Here is a 19,371-nt window from a genome sequence, read left to right as displayed (position 1 = left end):
CCAATGGCCGCAATAGATGCGGCTATGAACGCATTGAGGTGGACACATGCCGATCTAATTGGATGGGTAAGAAGCGGCAGCAAGTGGGTTAAATCACGGAGGGGTGTCACGGAGAACCGGCTAGAAGGTATCCCCTTCAGGCAGCCACGACCTAGATGATGCACACGGGACGATGACCGTATCCGCCGATGCTCACCACACATACTGCCGAATCTGGCTCTATGGGATCAAGGCGGCGCGCAAGCGCGCCGCACGGGCGGACGCCGCTCCGCTCACAGCCGCCGCCCACCACCCCGGTAGGCAACGCCACCCAGCATCCCCTGAACCATGGCACCAGCGACTCACCACGGGCGTCCGCTCGAACCAGCCGGTGATCCTTTAACACCCGCCCGCCGCCATCAAGGGCACTCCTCCGTCGCATCGGCTCCGCCGATGAACTGCGCCCACCCTTGACGGCAACGACCCCGCGCTGACCGACGGCCAGTGCGAAGGAACGGACCACACCAGGCCACGACCTCCGGAGCATCAGCCATGCCACCAGATCAGTCCCAACCAGACCGTCCTCTGGCCCCACCACGAACTCATCGAGGCATGGGCACCGATCGGGTATACCGCCACCCGGCTCAGACACGCCGCGCCCCCCAGCAGACGGCCACCGAAGATGACCGCACTACCCGGGGGCCGCAAGACGTTGTCGACGATCAAGGCCAGGCCGTCTACAGGCCGTCGACGTCAGGACGCAGCAGGTCTCAACAGGACGTCAAGGGCAAGAATCAGCAGGTCAGCTCCGGTACGGACAGTTACGCCTCCAGGCCGGGCCTCGGCACGCAGCTTGCCACGATCTACGTCGCGTTGACCAGGGACGGAACAAACCGTGGCGGCGGTGGTTCTACGATCCGTGCTGCCGAGGACGAGTGGAGCGGGCGTGACGGAACCAGCCGAGCGGGTACGGACCCTGGAACTTTTCTTCGACCTGGTCTTCGTCTTCGCGATCACGCAGATCGCCGCGGTCCTCACCGCGGCGCCGGACGGGACGGGGCTCCTCAGGACCTTCGCGCTCCTGGGCATCGTGTGGTGGATGTACGGCGGGTACGCCTGGCTCACCAACTCGCTCGACCTCGAACGGACCGGGCCCCGGGTGTTGCTGCTCACGGGCATGGGCGCGTACTTCGTGATGTCCCTCGCGGCGCCGAGGTTCTTCGACGACGGGCCGTTCGGGCTGGTGCTCGGCCTGGCCTACCTCGCGGTCGTCGTGGTCCACGCGGCGAGCTTCCTCGGCACGTCCGGCCGCTCGGGGATCACCAAGATCGGCCCGGTGAACGTCTTCGGGGCGCTCCTCGTCGTGGTCGCGGGGGTCGTGCCGCCGGACGCCCGCGTGTGGGTGCTGCTCGTCGCGGTCGTGGTGAGCTGGTCGGCGCCGTTCGTGGTGGGGATCGACGGGTTCGCCATCGGCGCGGGCCACTTCGTCGAGCGCCACGGCCTCGCCCTGATCATCCTGCTCGGCGAGTCGATCATCGCGGTCGGCACGGCGGCCTCCGGCAAGGGGCAGGTGCCGGTCGTGGTCGTCGGGTCGCTGCTCGCGCTCGCGATCAGCGCGTGCATGTGGTGGCTGTACTTCGACCGCGAGGACCACGACAGCGAGGCGCTGCTCGACGCCATGCCGCCGGCCAGGCGCGGCCGTGCGGCACTGGCCTCGTTCGGCCACGCCTACCTGCTGATCATCACCAGCGTGACGATGGCGGCCGTCGGCATGAAGAAGGCCCTCACCTACTTCACCGAGCCGCTGCACGGGTTCGCGCTGTGGCTCCTGCCGCTCGGCCTGGCCGGCTACCTGCTGGGGCTCGCGCTCTTCCACCGCGCCCTCACCCCCGGCACGCAGTGGCTCCGGGTCGTCGCGGCGGCCGCGGTGCTGTTGTGCGTGCCCGCCGGGCTGGTCAGCGGCTGGCTCATGCTCACCGTCGGCCTGGTGGTGCTGGCTGTCCTGGCCGGCCGGCAAACCGTGGCGCGCTCGGCGGGCGAGCCGTCCGGAGTAGCTTCGCGGACATGACAGAGACCCGGCAGCGGCCGAGAGCCGCGCGCCGCGCCAGGTTCGGCGCCGTGGTGGTCACCGCGCTGCTGCTGTTGTTCGGCGTGCCGTGGGCGACGCTGGTGCTGCCGTGGTCCGCGCCCGTCGTCGTGGCCGGGACGGTGCTGTTCGCGGTGGCGATGGCCGGGTTCCCGTTCCTCATGTTCCTCGGGCACGCCCGCGGCCGGGACTGGGCGGCCCGGACCGGCGACACGGTCCTCGGCGTCGTGTGGGTGCTGTTCGCCTGGTCGCTGCTCGGCCTGGTGGCGCGGCTCGCGCAGGCGCCGTCCCGGGCCGTGGCGGTCGCGGTCCTCGCGGTGAGCGCGGTGCTGGTGGTGTGGGGCGTGTTCGAGGCGATGCGGGTGCCGAGGGTGCGGCGCACCGAGATCACGCTCCCCCGCCTCGGCCGCGGCCTCGACGGCACGACGGTCGTCGTGCTCACCGACACCCACTACGGCCCCATCGACCGGACGAGGTGGTCGGCGCGCACCGCGGCGGCGGTCAACGCGCTGACGCCGGACATCGTCGTCCACGCGGGCGACATCGCCGACGGGACGGTCGCGCAGCGGCTGTCGCAGGCGGCCCCGCTCGGCACGATCTCCGCGCGGTACGCCCGCGGGTACGTCACCGGCAACCACGAGTACTTCGGCGCGGCCCAGGAGTGGCTCGACCACATGGCGTCGCTCAGCTGGGAGCCCCTGCACAACCGCCACGTGGTCATCGAACGCGGCGGCGACCGGCTCGTGCTGGCCGGCATCGACGACGCCACGGCCAAGGCGTCCGGCCTCGACGGCCACGGCGCCCAGCTCGACGCGGCGCTGGCGGGTGCCCCCGGCGACGCGGCCGTGCTGCTCGTCGCGCACCAGCCCCGGCAGGTGGCCGAGACGGCGGGGCACGTCGACCTGCAGGTCTCCGGGCACACCCACGGCGGCCAGATCTGGCCGTTCCACTACCTCGTCCGCGTCGACCAGCCGTCGGTCCAGGGCCTGTCCCGGCACGGCCCGACGCAGCTGTACACGTCCCGCGGCGCGGGCTTCTGGGGCCCGCCGATGCGGATCTTCGCGCCGAGCGAGATCACGCTGCTGACGCTGCGTTCGCCGGTGTGACCGGCACCGGCTCCGGGTAACCGCTCTCCCATGACCGCACGGTTCGCACAGTGGACACTGGACGTCCAGGACGTGGAGCGGATGGTGGCGTTCTGGTCGGCGGCACTCGGGTTCGACGTGCGCCGAGGGGACGACGGCGCCGCGAAGCTGTACCCGCCCGCCGGCGCGCCACCGGACGTGCCGACGTTGTGGCTGCAGAACAGCGGCGAGCCCAAGCACGGCAAGAACCGCTTCCACCCCGACCTCCGGCCCGCCGACGGCGACGTGGACAAGGAGGTCGCCCGCCTCCTGGAGCTGGGCGCCCGCCACGCCGACGTCGGGCAGACCGGGGACGAGGCGTTCGTCGTGCTCGCGGACCCCGAGGGCAACGAGTTCTGCGTCCTGAAACGGGAACCGCGGGCGAACTAGGCGTCGCGCAGGCGCAGGCAGAGCGCGCCCGCGGCCAGTGCGCCGAGCGCCCACAGGGCCAGCACGCCGAGCCCGGACCACGGACCGATGGGTTCGACGTCCACAGTGGCCTGGACGGCCAGGCCCGCGGTCATCGGGCTGAGCTTGCGGAGCCGGTCGTACCAGTCGGGGTCCGCGACGAGCGTCGTGATGATCGGCGACAGGTACAGCAGGCCGAGCACCAGGCCGGTGGCGGCCGCCGCGTCGCGGACCAGCGCCGCGACGCCGACGGCCAGCAGCGCGATCAGTGCCAGGTACAGCACGGACCCGGCCGCCGCCCGCACCACCGGGCCCGCCAGCGGCAGGCCGCCCGGCAGCAGTGCGCGGCCCGCGACCACCGAGCCGGCCACGGCGACCACGCCTGCCGCCAGCACCAGGCCGGCCACCACGAAACCCTTGGCCGCCAGCACTTCCAGCCGTCGCGGCAGTGCGGTGAACGTCGTGCGGATCATGCCCGTGCCGTACTCGCCGCTGACCGCCGCGACCGCCAGCACCACCACGACCGCCTGGCCGAGCGCGACGCCGGTGAGCGCGGCCTTCGCCGGGTCGCCGCCTGCGCGCATGGTGGCCGCCGCCAGCGCGCCGAGCGGCACGGTCACCGCGACGATCCCGGCCAGCAGCCACGCCGTGCCCGGCACGGTCCTGATCTTGGTCCACTCCGCGTGCAGCGTGGTCACGCGTCCCTCCTGCGCAGCGCGACCACCGCGAGCACGACCGCGACCAGCGCGTACGCGCACAGCACCGCGAACCCGCCGCCCGGCGACAGCGGGAAGTACCCGTCCGCGGGCGTGTAGCTGCCGTTGACCTGCGGGTACTCCGGGATCGTCTGCTGCACCGCGAACGCGGCGGCCGGGGTGACGGCCGTGAGCCACTCCGCGGGCCCCGCGGGCAGCACGGACGCGACCGCCAGCAGGTACGGCAGCACGACCCCCACGACCACCGTCGTCACCGTGCCCGCGCCGCGGCGCAGCAGCATCCCGACGGCGAGCGCGAGCACCGCCGCGACCGCGAACAGCAGCCCGGTGCCGGCGATCACCCGCACGACGGTCGCCGCGGACGTGGGGAACAGGTACATCCCCTTCGCTTCCTCCACCGCCTGCACGAGCGGGATCGCGAGCGCCGCCGACGCCACCCCGGTCACGAACGACACCCCGCCCAGCACGACCGCCTTCGCCGCGAACAGCCGGCCCCTGCGCGTGCTCGCGGCGAGGCTCGTGCGGATGAGGCCGCGCCGGTGCTCGGACGTCACGAACAGGGTCGCGACCACCAGCACCGCGATCAGGCCCGCGAACACGCCGACGAGCGCGTTCTCCACGGTCCGGCCCCGGCTGCCCTGGTCGGGCACGAGCGGTGCGATGTCGCCGTGGCCGGTGATCGTGAACCGGTCGCCGTCGCCGGTGTGCCCGGTGTCCATCGCGGACCGTCCGCCGACCTCCGTGCCCTGCCAGCCCGCCGACCAGTCGCCGTCGACGGCGACCTCGTCGAACGTGGTGGTGGTGCTGGTGGGGCCGCCCATCGCGTCGACGCTGCCGAAGCCGCGGGTGATCTCGACGTGTTCCGGTGACGACACGAACATGCCCGCCTCGACCGCGTCCCCGAGCCCGTCGAGCCGCACCGTCCCGAGCGCCGCCCAGTGCTCGCCGTCCGGGGACGTGCTGCCGGAGAGCTCGTTCCCCGTGCGGGTCAGGCGGACCCACTGCTCGTCCGCGTCCGAGCGCGGGCCCGCGACGTCGGACGTGAAGTCGTACTGCATGCGCACGCCGTGCGCGCCGGTGAGCATGACCGCCGCGTACGCCGACCCGGGCTCGGTGCCGTCCTTGACGATCACGCCCGCCTTGGCCCACGGTTCGGCGTCGTCGGGGAGCGCGTGCACGCGGGCGGTGATCGTGCCGTCGCCGGTGAGGGTGCGGTGCAGGAAGTAGAAGCCGTCGTGCACGGCCTCGCCGCCCGGCCCGGTCGGCGGCACGCCCGCGGCACACGGTTTCCCGTCCGGGCCCGCGCAGTCCATCTGGCTGCCGAGCGGACCGAGCAGTCCGACGAGGACGGTCAGCGGGATCGCGACGAGCATGCCGACGACCCAGCCGCGCACGGTGCGGAACTTGGTCCACTCGGCGTGGACGAGGCGCCTCATGACTGCCCCGCCTGGAACTCGACGGCTTCCCTGGTCAGCTCCATGTACGCCTCCTCGAGCGAGGCGCGGTGCGCCGAGATCTCCGTGAACGGCACGGCGTTGTCGGTGAGCAGCGCGACCACCGCGGCGGACGTGAGGCCGCCGACCGTGACGGTGTCGGCGCCGGTCGCGGCGACCGTGGCGCCCGCGCCGCCGAGCACGGTCATGGCGCGCGTGCGGTCGGACGTGCGCAGCGTGACGCGGTCCCCGGACGCGGCGGCGATCAGCTCGGCGACGCCGGTGTCGGCGATGACCCTGCCGCGGCCCACCACGACGAGGTGGTCCGCGGTGTCCTCCAGTTCGCTCATGAGGTGGCTGGACACGAGCACCGCGCGGCCCTCGCGGGCCTTCTCGCGCAGGAACGTGCGCATCCAGACGATGCCCTCGGGGTCCATGCCGTTGAACGGCTCGTCGAGCATGAGCACGGGCGGGTCGCCGAGCAGCGCGGCGGCGATGCCGAGCCGCTGCCGCATGCCGAGCGAGTAGCCGCCCGCCTTGCGCCGCGCGGCGGGGCCGAGGCCGGTGACGGCGATGACCTCGTCGACCCGGCTCGCGGGCAGGCCCTGCGAGTGCGCGAGCCACAGCAGGTGGTTGCGGCCGGTGCGGGACGGCTGGAGGGCGCCCGCGTCGAGCAGCGACCCGACGTGGCGCAACGGGGTGCGCAGCTCGCGGTAGGGGCGGCCGCCGACGAGCGCGTGCCCGGCGTCGGCGGCGTCGAGCCCGAGCACGACGCGCATGGTGGTGGACTTCCCGGCTCCGTTGGGCCCGACGAACCCGGTGACCTGCCCGCCCTCGACGGTGAACGTCATCCCGTCGAGCGCGGTGGTCCCCCCGAAGCGCTTGCGCAGCCCGGTGACCTCGATGGTGGCTTCCATGCCGACGAAGGCTAGGAGCGCGGGCCGCCCGGGTCGTCACGGTGCGGAGCCATCCTCGCGTCCCTCCTGAGAGTGACGCCCCGGCCCGCGCGGGCGGCGACAATGATCGCCATGGTGTGGAGCGCGCTCGCCGCGGCCGTGTCCGTCGGCGAGGTCCTGCTGCGCACGGTCGGCGCCCGGGTGAGCGTCGAGTTCGTGCTGGTGCTGCTGTTGTTCGCGCTCGCCGGGACGCTCGCCGCGCTGCTGCCCGCGCGGCCCGCCGCGCTGATCGCGGCGGCCGCGGGCCTGCTGTCGCTCACCCTGCTCCACGTGCTCACGGTGGGCGCGGCCGTGGTGCTCGCGGTCCTGTTGGCGCGGGTGGCGGAGGTGTGGGCACTGGCGCTCGCGGTCCCGTTCGTGGTGGTGGCGGCCGGGTGGCCGGCGCCGGTCGCCGTGCTGGTCGCGGCCGCCGCGCCCGCCGCGGTGCTGGCGGGTGTCGCGTTCCGGGCCGACAAGGAGGCGCGGGTGCACCGGGCGGCGCGGCAGGCGGTCGCGACCACGCTCGTCGAGCACACGGCACGCGGTGAACGGGCCAGGATCGCGCGCGAGCTGCACGACGTGGTGGCCCACCACATCTCCATGATCGCCGTGCAGGCCGAGACCGCGCGGCTCACCACCCCGGACCTCACACCTCTCGGCGCGGAACGGTTCTCCGACATCGGCGACCGCGCCCGCGCCGGTCTCACCGAGATGCGGCGGCTGCTGGGCGTGCTCCGCGAGGACACCGACGATGCGGCCGGGCGGCAGCCGCAACCGGGTCTCACCCAGCTGGTCGACCTGCTGGACGACGCACGCCAGACGGCGGGCGCGCGGCTCATCGTGTCCGGCACGCCGGTGCCGCTGGACCCGGGCGTGGAGCTGGCCGCGTACCGGATCGTGCAGGAAGCGCTCACCAACGCGCGCAGGCACGCGCCGGGCGCCGCGGTGGACGTGGAACTGCGCTACGGCACGGAGTTGCGGGTGCGGATCCGCGACAACGGTCCCGGCCCGGACCACCCGGCCGGGCACGGGCTGGCGGGCATGCGTGAACGCGCGGCGGCGGTCGGTGGCACGCTGCGCACCGGGACCACGGCGGTCGGCGGGTTCCTCGTCGAGGCCACCCTTCCCGTGGCGGCGTCGTGATCACCCTCGTGGTGGCGGACGACCACGAGGTCGTGCGCACCGGGTACGCGGCGCTGCTGGAGACGCAGCCCGACTTCACGGTGGCGGGGGTCGCCGCCGACGGGGCCGCCGCGGTGCGGCTGTGCGGGGAGCGCGCTCCCGACGTGGTGCTGATGGACGTCCGCATGCCCGGCATGGACGGCATCGAGGCGACCCGCAGGCTCGCGGGCGGGCCGAGGGTGCTGATCCTGACCACGTTCGACCTGGACGAGTACGTCTACGACGCGCTGCGAGCGGGGGCGAGCGGGTTCCTGCTGAAGGACGTCACGGCGGAACGCCTCTTCGACGCGGTCCGCGTGGTCGCCGCCGGTGAGGCGCTGCTCGCGCCCACGGTCACGCGACGGCTGATCGGCGAGTTCGCGCGGCAGCGACCGCGACCGCGCCCGCCGGAGCTGGCGAGCCTGACGCCACGCGAGACCGAGGTGCTGCGCCTGGTCGCGGAGGGCCTGTCCAACACCGAGATCGCCGCGCGCCTGGTGGTCACCGAGGAGACGGTGAAGACGCACGTGTCCCGCATGCTCGGCAAGCTCGGCCTCCGCGACCGCACACAGGCCGTGGTCGCGGCGTACGAGTCGGGCCTGGTCGTGCCGAGGGCGCTATAGGCCGGGCAGCATGCCGCCGTCGACCGGGAGCATGACGCCCGTCAGGTAGGACGCGGCAGGCGACAGGACGAACGCGGCCACGCGCCCGAACTCCGCGGGGTCGCCCGGCCTGCCGAGCGGGATCGTCGCCAGGGTCGCGGCGCGTTCGTCCGGTGTGGCCTGGGCGTCCAGAGCGGCCATGCGGTCGGTCGCGATCCGGCCCGGCAGCAGGCCGTTGACCCGCACCCCCAGCGGTCCCAGCTCGTTGGCCATCGACTTCGCGACCATGGCGAGGCCCGGCCGCAGCCCGTTGGAGATGCCGAGCGTCCCGATCGGCGCCCGCACCGACGACGACAGCACGAAGGCGATCGACCCGCCGTCGCCCAGCTCCGCGGCGACCTCGCGGGCGAGCCGGACCGCGCCGAGGAACACGGACTCGAACGTGTCCCGCCACTGCTCGTCGGACGCGGCCGTGACCGACCCCGAAGGTGGCCCGCCGACGCTCACCAGCAGCCCGTCGACCCGCCCGTACGCGTCCCGCGCCGCCGCGAGCAACCGGCCGGGCGTCGCCGGGTCGGCGTTGTCGCACGCCACCCCGACCGCGCCCAGCCCGGCCGCGGCCGCCGCCACCGTCTCCTCGGTCCGGCCCGTGATCACCACTCGCGCGCCCTCGGCGACCAGCGCGGACGCGGTGGCGAACCCGAGTCCCTTGCTCCCGCCGGTCACCAGGTACACGCGGTCCGTCAGCCCAAGATCCATGCCCTCCAGGCTAGGCCGGACACCGTCGGCCTGCGCTTCCCCGGCCCGCGCCGGTGACGGGTGGGAGAGCACCGCCGCGACGTCCGCGCCGGCGGGCCGGGCATGATGGGCGGATGACGCGACGCGCACTCGTGCTCGGTGGCGGCGGCATCACCGGGATCGCCTGGGAATGGGGCATTCTCGCCGGTCTGGCGGAGGCCGGGATCGCGCTCTCCGGCGCGGACCTGGTGGTCGGCACGTCCGCGGGCTCGGTCGTCGGCGCCCAGGTGGCGAACGGCCTCGACCCGGCGGAGCGGTACGAGGCGCAGCTGGCGCCGCCGGACGGGGAGATCGCGGGCGCGCTCGGTGTCGGCACGATGCTCCGCTACGGGATGGCGATCCTGGGCGGGTCGAGCACGCCGAGGAAGATCCGGCAGCGGATCGGCCGCCTGGCGCTGAGCGTGGACGGCGACGAGGCCGCCCGCGTCGCGGTGATCGAGTCGCGGTTGCCGGTGAAGGAGTGGCCGTCCGACACCGCTCTCCGGGTCACCGCGGTGGACGTCGAGACGGGCGAGTTCCGGGTGTTCGACCGCGACTCGGGTGTGCCGCTGGTACGGGCGGTCGCCGCGAGCTGCGCCGTGCCGGGGGTGTGGCCGCCGGTCACCGTCGACGGGCGCCGGTACATGGACGGCGGCGCCCGGTCGGGCACGAACGCCGACCTCGCCGCCGGGTACGACAAGGTCGTCGTGCTGGCCCCGATCCCGCGCGGCTTCGGCCCGATGCCGGGCGCGGCGGCGCACATCGAGCGGCTGCGGTCGCAGTCGTCGGCGGTGGCGCTGGTGAGCCCGGACGCCGAGGCGCTGCGGGCGTTCGGCCGCAACGTGCTCGACCCGGCGAAACGCGCCGACGCGGCCCGCGCGGGTCTGCGGCAGGCCGCGTCGGTGGTGTCGTCGGTCCGGGCGGCGTGGAGCGAATAGCCGATAACACGATCCTGTTATCGTCGAGCACATGGACACCCGGGACCGGATCGTCGCGGCCGCCGCCGCGCTGCTCGCCGAGGGCGGCCGCGAGGCGGTGTCGACCCGCGCGGTGAGCGCGGCGGCGAACGTCCAGGCCCCGACGATCTACCGCATCTTCGGCGACAAGCAGGGCCTCCTCGACGCGGTGGCGACGCACGGTTTCCAGGCGTACCTGGCGGAGAAGACCGGCCAGGCGGCGACCGACGACCCGGTCGAGGACCTGCGCACGGGCTGGGACACGCACGTGGAGTTCGGCCTGGCGAACCCGGCCCTGTACTCGCTGATCTACGGCGAGCCCCGCCCTGGCGCGACCACCCCGGCGGCCGCGGCGGCGGCGGAACTGCTGGCGGTCCGGATCCACCGGGTCGCGGCGGCGGGCAGGCTGCGGGTCAGCGAGGACCGCGCGGCCAGGATGGTCCACGCGGCGGGCTGCGGCACGACGCTCACGCTGATCGCCGAACCCCCGGACCGCCGCGACCTGACGGTGTCCACGCTGACCCGCGAGGCGGTGATCGCGGCGATCACCACCGACACCCCGGCCGCGGCCGACCCGGGCGCGGCCGGCGCGGCGATCGCGCTCCGCGCGGCCCTCCCGTCGACGTCGGCACTGACCGAGCACGAACGCGGCCTGCTGGCGGAGTGGCTGGACCGGATCGCGGGTCAGGTCAGCAGCCAGACGTGCCCGTCGAGGTCGGCGACGGCGGCGGTGTAGCCCCACGGCTTCTGCTCCGGCTTCGCGACGACCTCGGCCCCGGCGGCGACCGCCTGCCCGAAGGCCGCGTCCACGTCGCCGACGGTGATCGACAGAGCGACCTCGCTGGTCCCCCGCCCGGCGACCGGCCTGCCGACCGTCCACCCGAACCCGCCGGTGGGGATGAGCATGAGGGTCAGGTCGTCGCCGAGCCGGAACCGCAGCGGCTCGGGCACACCGTCGTCGCCGGGCTCCCCGAACGCCTCGAACCCGAACGCGTCCCGGTAGAAGGCGTGCGCGGCGACCCGGTCCTCGGTGGGCAACGCGATGATCATGGTCGTGCTCCTCTCGTTTCCCCGCCGACGAACCACGACGACCGTTTTCGACATATGCTTACTTGGTGGAAGTAAACAGTTCGGTGGTGCTGCAGCTGATGGCCGCGCTGCGGGAGTGTGCCAGGCACGTCCAGCGCGGGGTGGCGGACCAGCCACTGGACGAGGTGGACGTCGGCCTGCTGACACTGGCGGGCGCGGAGAAGGGCACGCTGAAACCGTCCCAGGCGGCGGCGGAGCTGGAGGTGGCGTTCCCGTCGATCACGCGGCACGTGCGCGGCCTCCAGGACAAGGGCCTGATCACGATCGCCCCGGACACCGACGACGGCCGCAGCTACGCGATCACCCTGTCCAAGGCGGGTGAACAGGCACTGCGCGCCTACGGCGACAACCTGATCGCCCGCTTCACCCCGGCGGTCGCCGACTGGCAGCCGACCGAGCTGGCGACGCTGACGGCACAGGTGACCCGGCTGGCGGAGGCCATGTCCAAGGCCATGTCGACGGCCCCCACCCGCCGAACCCCGACATCAGCCATCTGGTGGCGCGGGACCTGACTCTCCACCGGACGGGAGCCCACCCCAACGTGCGGGCGCGCAGCGCCCGAACCCCGCGAAGCGGGGCGAAGCCCCCATCACCCCCGGAGAGGTGCCCGTCCGGCGAGGACCCCCCGGAGGGAAAACCCCACGCAAGGCAACACCACCCTGCCGACCTTGACGGACGGGGGGCCGCCGTATGTGCAGGGGTCAGGCGCGCAGGTCTCGTTCCGCTGCCTGCCAGTCGAACTCCACGTGACGCGGGGCGCCGGCCACCGCCAGCGCCATGAGGTCGTGGGCCTTGTGGTTGCCGGGGTCGGCGGCGAGCACGACCCCGAGGTGGGTGACGGCGTCGTCCCCGTTGCCGGCGCCCACCAGCAGTTCAGCGAGGTGGAGCCGCAGCACGACGTCGTCGGGCGCGGCCTCGACGGCTCTTCGCATGCTCGCGATCAGTGCGTCGGTCATGGCGTCCCCTGTCCGTGAGAACAGGCGCATCGTAAGTACGCCACACACCCCGGACAACCGCCTTCCGGCTCAGCCGACCACCTTCGCGAGCTGCTCGGGCAGGACGGCGTGCGGCACGAGCGCCCGCAGGCGGTCACGCAGCCGGGTGTCCGGCACCAGCTCCCCGCGCGCCATTCGCTCGGCGAGGTCCGCCTGCCGGTCCGCGTACGTCTGGTCGAACGTGCCGTCGTGCAGCCGCGCGTAGTCCTCGCGCCAGTGCCAGCCGACCTCGGCGCTCACCACCGTGTTCGCCGCGTAGGCCGAGCCGCCGTTGCGGATCTTCCTGCGGTACTGCTCGGCGCCGCGGTCCGGGACGTGCAGCATCCGCAGCGGGTGCTCGCCGTCCGGCGGCCCGATCCGCGGTCCCTCGGCGGTGTGGTTGCCGTACGCCACCGCGACCTCCGGGTCGCCGACGTGGCAGAACTTCGGCCCGATGCGGGTTCCGCGCGGTGACAGCGACCGCTCGTCGCGCAGCACCAGCCGGTCCACCCACGACCCGGTCACCCCGGGCGCCGCCACCAGGTTGTCGCGCGGCACCACCACACCACCACCACGCACCGCCGCGAACACGTCGGGCAACGGCCGCGACGCCCACAGGAACTCGTCGGCGTCGGCGTTGATCACCCAGTCGGCACCGTGCACCGCGGCCGCACGGCGAGCCATCCGGGTGACCCACTCGGCCTGCCGGTAGTCGTGGGCGGGTTCGTGGTGCAGCTCGAGCACCCCGGCTTCCTCGTACGCGGCAAGGATTTCCGCCGTCCCGTCGACGGACCCGTTGTCGGTGGCGACGACCAGTCCGACGCCTGCGGCGAGGTGGTGCTCGACGACCGCGGCCACGACGTCGGCCTCGTCCCGCACGAGCAAGGTCATGACGACGAACATGGGACGGCTCCAAGCGCTAGCGTGCCGGTCATGCCGAGAAGAGCCGAACTGTTCGGCGGTGAGGACGACCGTCGGTTCCGAAATCCTACGACCGGCGACGAGCGCGCGGTGCTCGCTGGGGTCCTGGCCGCACAACGCGCAACGCTGGAAGCGAAGTGCGCGGGCCTGGACACCGCCCCACTGGCGGACCGGTCGGTACCACCGTCGACGCTGTCGCTACTGGGCCTGGTACGCCACCTGGCAGACGTGGAACGCCGCTGGTTCCGCCACGTGATGGCCCACGAGGACGCACCACCACGCTTCTCGACCCCGGCAGCCCCGGACGGCGACTTCGACGGCGCCACGCCAGACCCCGAGGTGGCGGCGGAGGCGTGGACGGCGTGGCGCGAGGAGGTGGCCTTCGCGGAGAAGCTCACGGAGGAGGCCCCGAACCTGGACGTGACAGGCGAGGACAGCTGGCGCGGCACGGTGTCGCTGCGCTGGGTGCTGGTCCACATGATCGAGGAGTACGCCCGCCACAACGGCCACGCAGACCTACTACGCGAACGCATCGACGGCGCGGTAGGAGTCTGACCAAGACACCCACAAACCCCCAAACCATGCCCGGCTCACTAGAAAAGCCGAGCGCAGCCCACCACACCACACAAGTACTGCCTGCCTGCCATCCCGTCGACCTGGCGAAGCCCGATCACACCGGGTCAAGGGGGCCCGGAAACCCAACGCAACCCAAAGACCAAACCGCCCGGGCCCCCTTGACGCGGTGTGATAGCCCGTGGGAGGTCGACGGGATGGCAGGCAGCCACGGACACCAGTCCTTGCCAAACCAACCCGAGACCAAACCCCCGCCATCCCGGAGACCAGCCCGTCCGGCGAGGACCCCCCGGAGGGAAAACCCAGGCAAGGCACACCACCACGCCCGGGGCACACAAACCGCCACAACGGCACTGACCAGCGAAAACAGGCCCCCCAGTACATACGGGCAGCCCCCACCACTCCCGGGGGCACCCCGCTGTCCAGTCTACCGGTGTCCACCGACAGGGGGACGGATGTCGATCTTGGCTGTGGACAACCACCCCACCTGTGGACAACTCACCGGACCGCGTGAACGAACCAAGCGGCCGACCCCAACCGAACCCCGCGCCCCGACAGACGCTTCGCGAAACCCGCCCGCAAGGCAGCCACCGCCTCCCGCGGCTCCGCGAACCGAGCAGCGAACTGCCCGGCGACGAACTCGACAGCGTCCTCCACCGTCGCCCCGAGGTACATCTCCTCCTCACGCCCGTCGACGCGCACATCACGAAAGCCGGCACCGGTCAGCAAGCCGCTAATCCACTCAGGATCGGCGAACCCAGCAGGCTCAGGCGCCTCCCCCGCCCGCAAGGCGGCACGAATAACCTGCTGCCACTCGTTGGCGGCCACCCCCTGCCACGTCATGAGCACCAGCCGCCCACCCGGCCGCAGCGCCCTCGCCAGGTTCCTGAACGCGCGCTCCGGATCGCCGAAGAACATCACCCCGCTGCGGCTCATCACCACGTCGCACTCCGGGAACGGGTGCACCTGCGCGTCCGCCTGCTCGAAGCTGACGTTGGTCATCCCGGCGGCGCGCTCCCGCGCCAGCGCCAGCATCGGACCGGACAGGTCCACGCCCAGCGCGTGCCCGTCGACCGCGAGCCGGGCGGCCGCGCGGGTCGTCGCGCCGCTGCCGCAGCCCACGTCCAGCACGCGGTCCGTCCGCTCGACGCCGACCGCGCCGACGAAGTCGTAGTCCGCGACGCCTTCCTCGAAGCGGTCGGCGCGTTTCGCCCAGTAGGCGCCGGAGGCACCGTCCCAGTACGCCAGTTGGTCCTCATTGGACGGATCGACCCGCACGGCACTCACCACATGTTCTCGAACCGGGACCCCAGCATCACGCGGGCCATCGTCACCTTGATCACCCTGCGCAGTTCGGTGCGAGAGTACAGCTCCGGCAGCGCTTCGAAGATGTCCTTTCCCACATCCAGCAACGTCACGCCCTGCGTCCCCTCCTCGACCCCGAGGACGAACCACGCCCAGCAGCGGTACGACTCCGGGTCCGACACGCGTCCCTCGTTCCGCAGCATCGGGCACAGGAACACCCCCGACACCGCCGACACCTGCCGCAGCAGCGCCTCCTCGCTGCTCCACCGGCGGGACCGGTCGTGCGCGACGTTCTCGCGCTGGATGCGCAGCAGGTCGTCGACGCCCGCCACCCGGACCGTGAAGTCGGCGTCGCCCCACTCCACGTCCGAGCGCGCGCGGAACCCGTGCGCGGAATTGCTGTTCACTGTCACCGACCCCAGGAGACCGTTCTGGCCGACGAAAACTACTACCACCGGCCGCGGCGGCTACAGTCGCGCCGTGGAACCACTCGCCTGGCTACGCGACTCCGACCCCGCCCTGCGCTGGCAGGTGGAGCGCGCGCTCCTGCGTGAACCGCCCGAGGTGTGGGAGGCGACGCGTGCCAGGGTCGCCACCGAGGGCTTCGGCGCGCGGCTCCTCGCGCACCAGGACCCGGACGGCCGGTGGGCGGGTGGCGCGTACTTCCCGGCCGACGCCGACCCGGCGACCGAGGTCGGGCAGCCATGGACCGCGACCACGTGGTCGCTCAACGCACTGCGCGACTGGGGCCTGGACCCGGCCGTCCTGCGCGCCCGCCGCACGGCCGAGCTGCTCGCCGAGCACTGCCGCTGGGAGTACGACGACCTGCCGTACTGGGGCGGCGAGGTCGACTGCTGCATCAACGCGTGGACCGTCATGAACGGGCTGTGGCTCGGCGCCGACGTCGCGGGCATCGTCGACTGGTTCCTCGAACACCAGCTGCCCGACGGTGGCTGGAACTGCGCGTGGGTGGAGGGCTCGACGCGCTCGTCGTTCCACTCGACGCTCAGCGCGCTCCGGGCCCTGCTCGCCGTCGAGGTCGCCCGGGCGGGCACGGACGCGACCCGTGCCGCCCGCCGCGCCGGCGAGGAGTACCTCCTGCGCCGCGGGCTCTTCCGGCGGCTGTCGACGGGCGAGCCGGTGGCGCCGTGGGTGGCCGAGTTCGCGTACCCGTTCCGCTGGCGCTACAACGTCCTCACCGCGGCCGGCCACTTCCGCGAGGCCGCCGAGTTCGACGGCACCCCACCGGATCCACGCATGGCCGACGCGATCGAGCTGGTGCGCGCCGCCCGGCAACCGGACGGCACCTGGCTCCAGGGCGCCGTGCTCCCCGGGCGCGTGTGGTTCGAGGTCGACGTGCCGCGGGGCGAGCCGTCGAAGTGGCTGACGTTCCACGGCACGCGCGTGCTCGCCTGGTGGGACGCGCACCGGCCCGGTCAGACCACCTGACCGGTAGCCGTGCTCTGTGCGGCACAAGGGATTGAGGAATGCGGGACGGGGGTATTCCGGCCGCACGAAGGTCCCCAGAAAGGATCCCCGCCATGCTCGCGATCCTCGCAGCGGTTCTGTTCGCCATCGCACTGATCATGGATCTGGCCGACGCGACCATCGGTATCAGCGCCAGCGTGTTCGTGACCGGCGGCCTGCTCTGCCTCGCCCTGCACATGGCAGGCATCGGAGCGGCCCTGCCCGCGCGGAACGGCCGCCGCTGGTCCATGCGCCGCTGACGTTGCGGCATCGGGGTGACGCCCTGGTCCTGCCGGGTGACACCGGACGTAAACCCGTCGCACAGCGGCTACGTTCCACGACTGTGCGAACCGGTGACGTACTGGAGCGGCACCCCGTGCCCGACGGCCTGTGGCCGGCCCACGCCGCCGACGCGACCCGGATCGTCTTCCACAGCACGGGGTACGACGGTTCGGGTCGCGCCGTCGGCGGGTCGGTGTTCCTGCCCGTCGGGTGGCCGCCCCCGGGCGGCTGGCCGGTCGTGAGCTACGTGCCCGGCCTCGGTTCCGGACTGGCCGGGCCGGAACGCGTGCACGTCGACCGGTGGCTCACCGCGGGCTACGCCGTGACGGTCCCGGACCGGCACGGCCTCGGCCCGCACCCCTACCTCAACGGCGAGGCGGTCGCCGACGACGTCGCCGACATCGTCCGCGCGGCACGGAAAACCGATCCGCGCGTGGGCAGGAACTGGCTCGTCGTCGGGTTCTCGCGCGGTGCGCACGCCGCGCTGTTCACCGGCCTCGTCGCGAGCCGGTACGCACCGGAGCTGCACTTCCGCGGCACGGTCGCGATCGCGCCGCCGGTGCACGCGCCCGCGCTCGTCGCCGCGCTGACCGCCGACGGCGACCGGCCCGCGTCGCCGCTGCTCCCGTTCCTGCTCGCCGGGCGGGAGGGCGCGTTCCTCACCGGCACCGGCCGCGCGCTCGTCGCGCTGGCGGCGGTCGCCGACTTCGACGAGGTCGCCGACGCCGCGTGGCACGTGACCAACGACGAGGCCGGGTTCACCGCGCTCCACCGGAAACCCGGCGTCGCGCCGCTGCTGGAGGCGTGCCGCGTGCCGGTGACCAGGATGGACCGGCCGGTGCTGCTCACCGCGGGCGACGCCGACGACGTCGTGCTCGCCGACGTGGTGGCCCGGTACTACGCGGACGTCCGCCGCACCGGCGCGGACGTGCGGTTCGACCGGCACGACACCACCCACCGGGGGTTGTTGACCGCGGGCCTGGACGAGATCGTCGCGTGGGCGCGGCGCCCCGGCTTCGGCCGCCGCGCCAGCGACCGCGACGGCAGGCTCACCGGCGACGACTTCGCGGTGTGCGCGCTGCGCCTGGTGCAGGCGTGCGGCGAACCACCCGGCTCACCCTCGGCGCAGGCGGTGCGCCGGGGTTACGCCGACCTGTGGCGCGCGGTCGCCGCGCACTCCGGGTCCACAGTGGACCACCAGGAGCTGTCGCACTGGCTGGACTCCCACCACACCACGGGTTTCGAGGCGCCGCTGCACGACCTCGCCGCGGCGGTGCTGCGGCTGGCGGAGAGCAGCGACTCGGTGTCCGCGGCGGAGATCGCGGCCGCGGTCCGCGACCCCGGCCGCACCGACGACTGGCTGTTCGGCCAGCTCTGAGGCAGCGTCCGGGCGGTCCGTTGTGGACTCACCGGCCACCGGCGACCTCGGCGCCCGCGCGGGCGCGCAGCGCGGGCATCGCCACGAGCAGCGCGAGCGCGGTGCCCGCACCCCCGATCAGGAACGCGCCGTGGGGACCGACCAGTGCGATCAGCGGACCGGCGGCCACGTAGGCGACCGCGGACCCCAGTTGTGCCGCGGTCGCGACCGCGCCGAAGGCCCGGCCGAGCAGGTGGCGGGGGGTGATCCGCTGGACGAGCGTGTCCGTCGCGATGTTCTCCGCCGCGTTGCCCATGCCGCCCACCAGCTGGGCCGCGGCGACCGCGACGAGCGACGGCAGCACCGCGGTCGCGATCGCGCCGGTCGCCACCAGGCCGGTGCCACCCACCAGCAGCGCGACCGCCGAGCGTTTCCCCAGCACGACGCTGAGCAGGCCGGACGCGGCGAGCATGCCGGCCCCGTACGCGGCCTGTGTGAGGCCGAAATCGGCCGCGGACCCGTGGCGCGCGCCCACCAGGAACACCAGCGCCACGTTGTCGATCGCCGCGAACGACACCACCAGGAACAGCGCCGTCACCAACGCCCTCGGGCCCGGCGTGGTCGCGACGAAACGCAGGCCCGCCGCGGTGTCCCGCCACAGTCCGCTGTGGACACCGGTCGGCGGGAGCGCGGGCAGCCGGGTGAGGACCAGCGCGGAGACGAGGAACGTCAGCGCGTTCAGCGAGAGCGCGGTCCTGGCGCCGGCCAGCTCCATCGCGAGCCCGCCGACGGTCGGGCCCACCGCGAGCTGGAAGTTGTACGCCGTGCCCAGCAGCGCGTTGGCACGCCCGAGGCCACCCGCGGGCACCAACGCGGGCACCGCGCTGCGGCCGGCGGGCACGAACGCCGTCGCGAAGCAGCCGCTGACCAGCACGAACGCCACCAGCACGGGCAGCGGCGGGAGCAGCACGGCCAGCAGCGCGAACACCGCGGCCTGCCCGGTCTCGCAGACGGCCATCAGCCTGCGCTGGTCCAGCCGGTCGGCGAGCGCGCCCGCGACGGGCCCGAGGAACCGCGGCAGCGCGATCGCGAGCAGCACCAGGCTGACCGCCGTGGCGCCGTGGCCCGCGGCGTACAGCACGAGCGCGGTGCGGCCGATCCCGTCACCGGCGAACGAGATCGCGCGGGACCACCAGAGAACACGGAAGGGCATGCCGGACAGCGTG

General features: G+C 73.4%; 22 protein-coding genes. 12 read left to right on the top strand and 10 right to left on the bottom strand.

Annotated features, from left to right (window positions below):
* Nucleotides 1–925: 925 nt before the first annotated feature.
* Genes ACYQ77_RS06520 through ACYQ77_RS06510 form a run of 3 tightly spaced genes read left to right on the top strand, consistent with a single transcriptional unit; the run spans nucleotide 926 to nucleotide 3,579 of the window.
* Nucleotides 926–2,047 (top strand): low temperature requirement protein A, encoded by a 1,122-nt coding sequence (locus ACYQ77_RS06520; RefSeq protein WP_459708439.1) that lies wholly within the window; start codon nucleotides 926–928, stop codon nucleotides 2,045–2,047.
* Complete coding sequence (locus ACYQ77_RS06515) at nucleotides 2,044–3,171, top strand: metallophosphoesterase (RefSeq protein ID WP_459708437.1); 1,128 nt, start codon at nucleotides 2,044–2,046, stop codon at nucleotides 3,169–3,171. The genes ACYQ77_RS06520 and ACYQ77_RS06515 overlap by 4 nt, the downstream gene beginning before the upstream one ends.
* Before the next feature lie 30 nt (nucleotides 3,172–3,201).
* The gene (locus ACYQ77_RS06510; protein WP_459708435.1) at nucleotides 3,202–3,579 is read left to right on the top strand and encodes a VOC family protein; all 378 of its coding nucleotides are present in this window, start codon (nucleotides 3,202–3,204) and stop codon (nucleotides 3,577–3,579) included.
* Here the strand turns inward: ACYQ77_RS06510 and ACYQ77_RS06505 are convergent.
* The 3 genes from ACYQ77_RS06505 to ACYQ77_RS06495 are packed head-to-tail and all read right to left on the bottom strand — an operon-like array spanning nucleotide 3,576 to nucleotide 6,663.
* Nucleotides 3,576–4,295, bottom strand: coding sequence for an ABC transporter permease (locus tag ACYQ77_RS06505; RefSeq protein WP_459708433.1), 720 nt, complete (start codon nucleotides 4,293–4,295; stop codon nucleotides 3,576–3,578). The two genes, ACYQ77_RS06510 and ACYQ77_RS06505, sit on opposite strands and share 4 nt — an antisense overlap.
* Nucleotides 4,292–5,749: an ABC transporter permease subunit gene (locus ACYQ77_RS06500; RefSeq protein WP_459708432.1), complete on the bottom strand. Its 1,458-nt coding sequence runs from the start codon at nucleotides 5,747–5,749 to the stop codon at nucleotides 4,292–4,294. The genes ACYQ77_RS06505 and ACYQ77_RS06500 overlap by 4 nt, the downstream gene beginning before the upstream one ends.
* Nucleotides 5,746–6,663: an ABC transporter ATP-binding protein gene (locus ACYQ77_RS06495; protein ID WP_459708430.1), complete on the bottom strand. Its 918-nt coding sequence runs from the start codon at nucleotides 6,661–6,663 to the stop codon at nucleotides 5,746–5,748. Before ACYQ77_RS06495 ends, ACYQ77_RS06500 begins: the two co-directional genes overlap by 4 nt.
* Before the next feature lie 111 nt (nucleotides 6,664–6,774).
* On the opposite strand from ACYQ77_RS06495, the gene ACYQ77_RS06490 reads away from it, so the two are divergent.
* Both ACYQ77_RS06490 and ACYQ77_RS06485 read left to right on the top strand, forming a co-directional pair.
* Nucleotides 6,775–7,824, top strand: a complete 1,050-nt coding sequence (locus ACYQ77_RS06490; protein ID WP_459708428.1) for a sensor histidine kinase — start codon at nucleotides 6,775–6,777, stop codon at nucleotides 7,822–7,824.
* Entirely contained in the window at nucleotides 7,821–8,465 is a 645-nt protein-coding gene (locus ACYQ77_RS06485; RefSeq protein ID WP_459708426.1) for a response regulator, read from the top strand. Before ACYQ77_RS06490 ends, ACYQ77_RS06485 begins: the two co-directional genes overlap by 4 nt.
* Here ACYQ77_RS06485 and ACYQ77_RS06480 read toward each other — a convergent pair.
* Nucleotides 8,460–9,203 (bottom strand): SDR family oxidoreductase, encoded by a 744-nt coding sequence (locus ACYQ77_RS06480; protein WP_459708424.1) that lies wholly within the window; start codon nucleotides 9,201–9,203, stop codon nucleotides 8,460–8,462. The two genes, ACYQ77_RS06485 and ACYQ77_RS06480, sit on opposite strands and share 6 nt — an antisense overlap.
* Before the next feature lie 113 nt (nucleotides 9,204–9,316).
* On the opposite strand from ACYQ77_RS06480, the gene ACYQ77_RS06475 reads away from it, so the two are divergent.
* Nucleotides 9,317–10,159 carry a patatin-like phospholipase family protein gene (locus tag ACYQ77_RS06475; protein ID WP_459708422.1) on the top strand — a complete coding sequence of 281 codons (843 nt, stop codon included), beginning with the start codon at nucleotides 9,317–9,319 and terminating at the stop codon, nucleotides 10,157–10,159.
* A gap of 31 nt (nucleotides 10,160–10,190) precedes the next feature.
* Complete coding sequence (locus tag ACYQ77_RS06470; RefSeq protein ID WP_459708420.1) at nucleotides 10,191–10,913, top strand: TetR/AcrR family transcriptional regulator; 723 nt, start codon at nucleotides 10,191–10,193, stop codon at nucleotides 10,911–10,913.
* Here the strand turns inward: ACYQ77_RS06470 and ACYQ77_RS06465 are convergent.
* Nucleotides 10,862–11,227 (bottom strand): VOC family protein, encoded by a 366-nt coding sequence (locus tag ACYQ77_RS06465; protein ID WP_459708418.1) that lies wholly within the window; start codon nucleotides 11,225–11,227, stop codon nucleotides 10,862–10,864. The two genes, ACYQ77_RS06470 and ACYQ77_RS06465, sit on opposite strands and share 52 nt — an antisense overlap.
* A 65-nt stretch (nucleotides 11,228–11,292) precedes the next feature.
* Between ACYQ77_RS06465 and ACYQ77_RS06460 the strand changes: the two genes are divergently transcribed.
* Nucleotides 11,293–11,778: a MarR family winged helix-turn-helix transcriptional regulator gene (locus ACYQ77_RS06460; protein ID WP_459708415.1), complete on the top strand. Its 486-nt coding sequence runs from the start codon at nucleotides 11,293–11,295 to the stop codon at nucleotides 11,776–11,778.
* A 189-nt stretch (nucleotides 11,779–11,967) separates the two neighbouring features.
* Here the strand turns inward: ACYQ77_RS06460 and ACYQ77_RS06455 are convergent, their stop codons facing one another.
* Together ACYQ77_RS06455 and ACYQ77_RS06450 are read right to left on the bottom strand one after the other, a co-directional pair.
* Nucleotides 11,968–12,222, bottom strand: a complete 255-nt coding sequence (locus ACYQ77_RS06455) for a tetratricopeptide repeat protein (RefSeq protein ID WP_459708413.1) — start codon at nucleotides 12,220–12,222, stop codon at nucleotides 11,968–11,970.
* Nucleotides 12,223–12,291: 69 nt separating this feature from the next.
* A complete protein-coding gene (locus ACYQ77_RS06450; RefSeq protein ID WP_459708412.1) occupies nucleotides 12,292–13,131 on the bottom strand; it encodes a glycosyltransferase family 2 protein in 840 nt (279 codons plus the stop codon).
* 42 nt (nucleotides 13,132–13,173) lie between these two features.
* Here ACYQ77_RS06450 and ACYQ77_RS06445 point away from each other — a divergent pair, with 42 nt between their 5' ends.
* A complete protein-coding gene (locus ACYQ77_RS06445) occupies nucleotides 13,174–13,716 on the top strand; it encodes a DinB family protein (RefSeq protein ID WP_459708410.1) in 543 nt (180 codons plus the stop codon).
* Between the two features lie 516 nt (nucleotides 13,717–14,232).
* Here the strand turns inward: ACYQ77_RS06445 and ACYQ77_RS06440 are convergent.
* Together ACYQ77_RS06440 and ACYQ77_RS06435 are read right to left on the bottom strand one after the other, a co-directional pair.
* The gene (locus ACYQ77_RS06440) at nucleotides 14,233–15,012 is read right to left on the bottom strand and encodes a class I SAM-dependent methyltransferase (protein WP_459708408.1); all 780 of its coding nucleotides are present in this window, start codon (nucleotides 15,010–15,012) and stop codon (nucleotides 14,233–14,235) included.
* Nucleotides 15,013–15,017: 5 nt separating this feature from the next.
* Entirely contained in the window at nucleotides 15,018–15,452 is a 435-nt protein-coding gene (locus ACYQ77_RS06435; RefSeq protein WP_459708406.1) for a hypothetical protein, read from the bottom strand.
* A 67-nt stretch (nucleotides 15,453–15,519) separates the two neighbouring features.
* Here ACYQ77_RS06435 and ACYQ77_RS06430 point away from each other — a divergent pair, with 67 nt between their 5' ends.
* The 3 genes from ACYQ77_RS06430 to ACYQ77_RS06420 all read left to right on the top strand — a co-directional run bounded on the left by ACYQ77_RS06430 (nucleotide 15,520) and on the right by ACYQ77_RS06420 (nucleotide 18,166).
* Complete coding sequence (locus tag ACYQ77_RS06430) at nucleotides 15,520–16,488, top strand: prenyltransferase/squalene oxidase repeat-containing protein (RefSeq protein WP_459708404.1); 969 nt, start codon at nucleotides 15,520–15,522, stop codon at nucleotides 16,486–16,488.
* 92 nt (nucleotides 16,489–16,580) lie between these two features.
* Nucleotides 16,581–16,766, top strand: coding sequence for a hypothetical protein (locus ACYQ77_RS06425; protein ID WP_459708402.1), 186 nt, complete (start codon nucleotides 16,581–16,583; stop codon nucleotides 16,764–16,766).
* Nucleotides 16,767–16,849: 83 nt separating this feature from the next.
* Nucleotides 16,850–18,166, top strand: coding sequence for an alpha/beta hydrolase family protein (locus tag ACYQ77_RS06420; RefSeq protein WP_459708400.1), 1,317 nt, complete (start codon nucleotides 16,850–16,852; stop codon nucleotides 18,164–18,166).
* A gap of 28 nt (nucleotides 18,167–18,194) precedes the next feature.
* Here the strand turns inward: ACYQ77_RS06420 and ACYQ77_RS06415 are convergent, their stop codons facing one another.
* On the bottom strand, nucleotides 18,195–19,358 hold the full coding sequence (locus ACYQ77_RS06415; protein ID WP_459708398.1) for an MFS transporter: 1,164 nt from the start codon (nucleotides 19,356–19,358) through the stop codon (nucleotides 18,195–18,197).
* Between the last annotated feature and the right edge of the window lie 13 nt (nucleotides 19,359–19,371).

The organism is Actinophytocola sp. KF-1 (assembly GCF_054661535.1).
The sequence above is the reverse complement of the archived record's forward strand: the minus strand, read 5'-3'. Positions and strand labels throughout refer to the sequence as shown.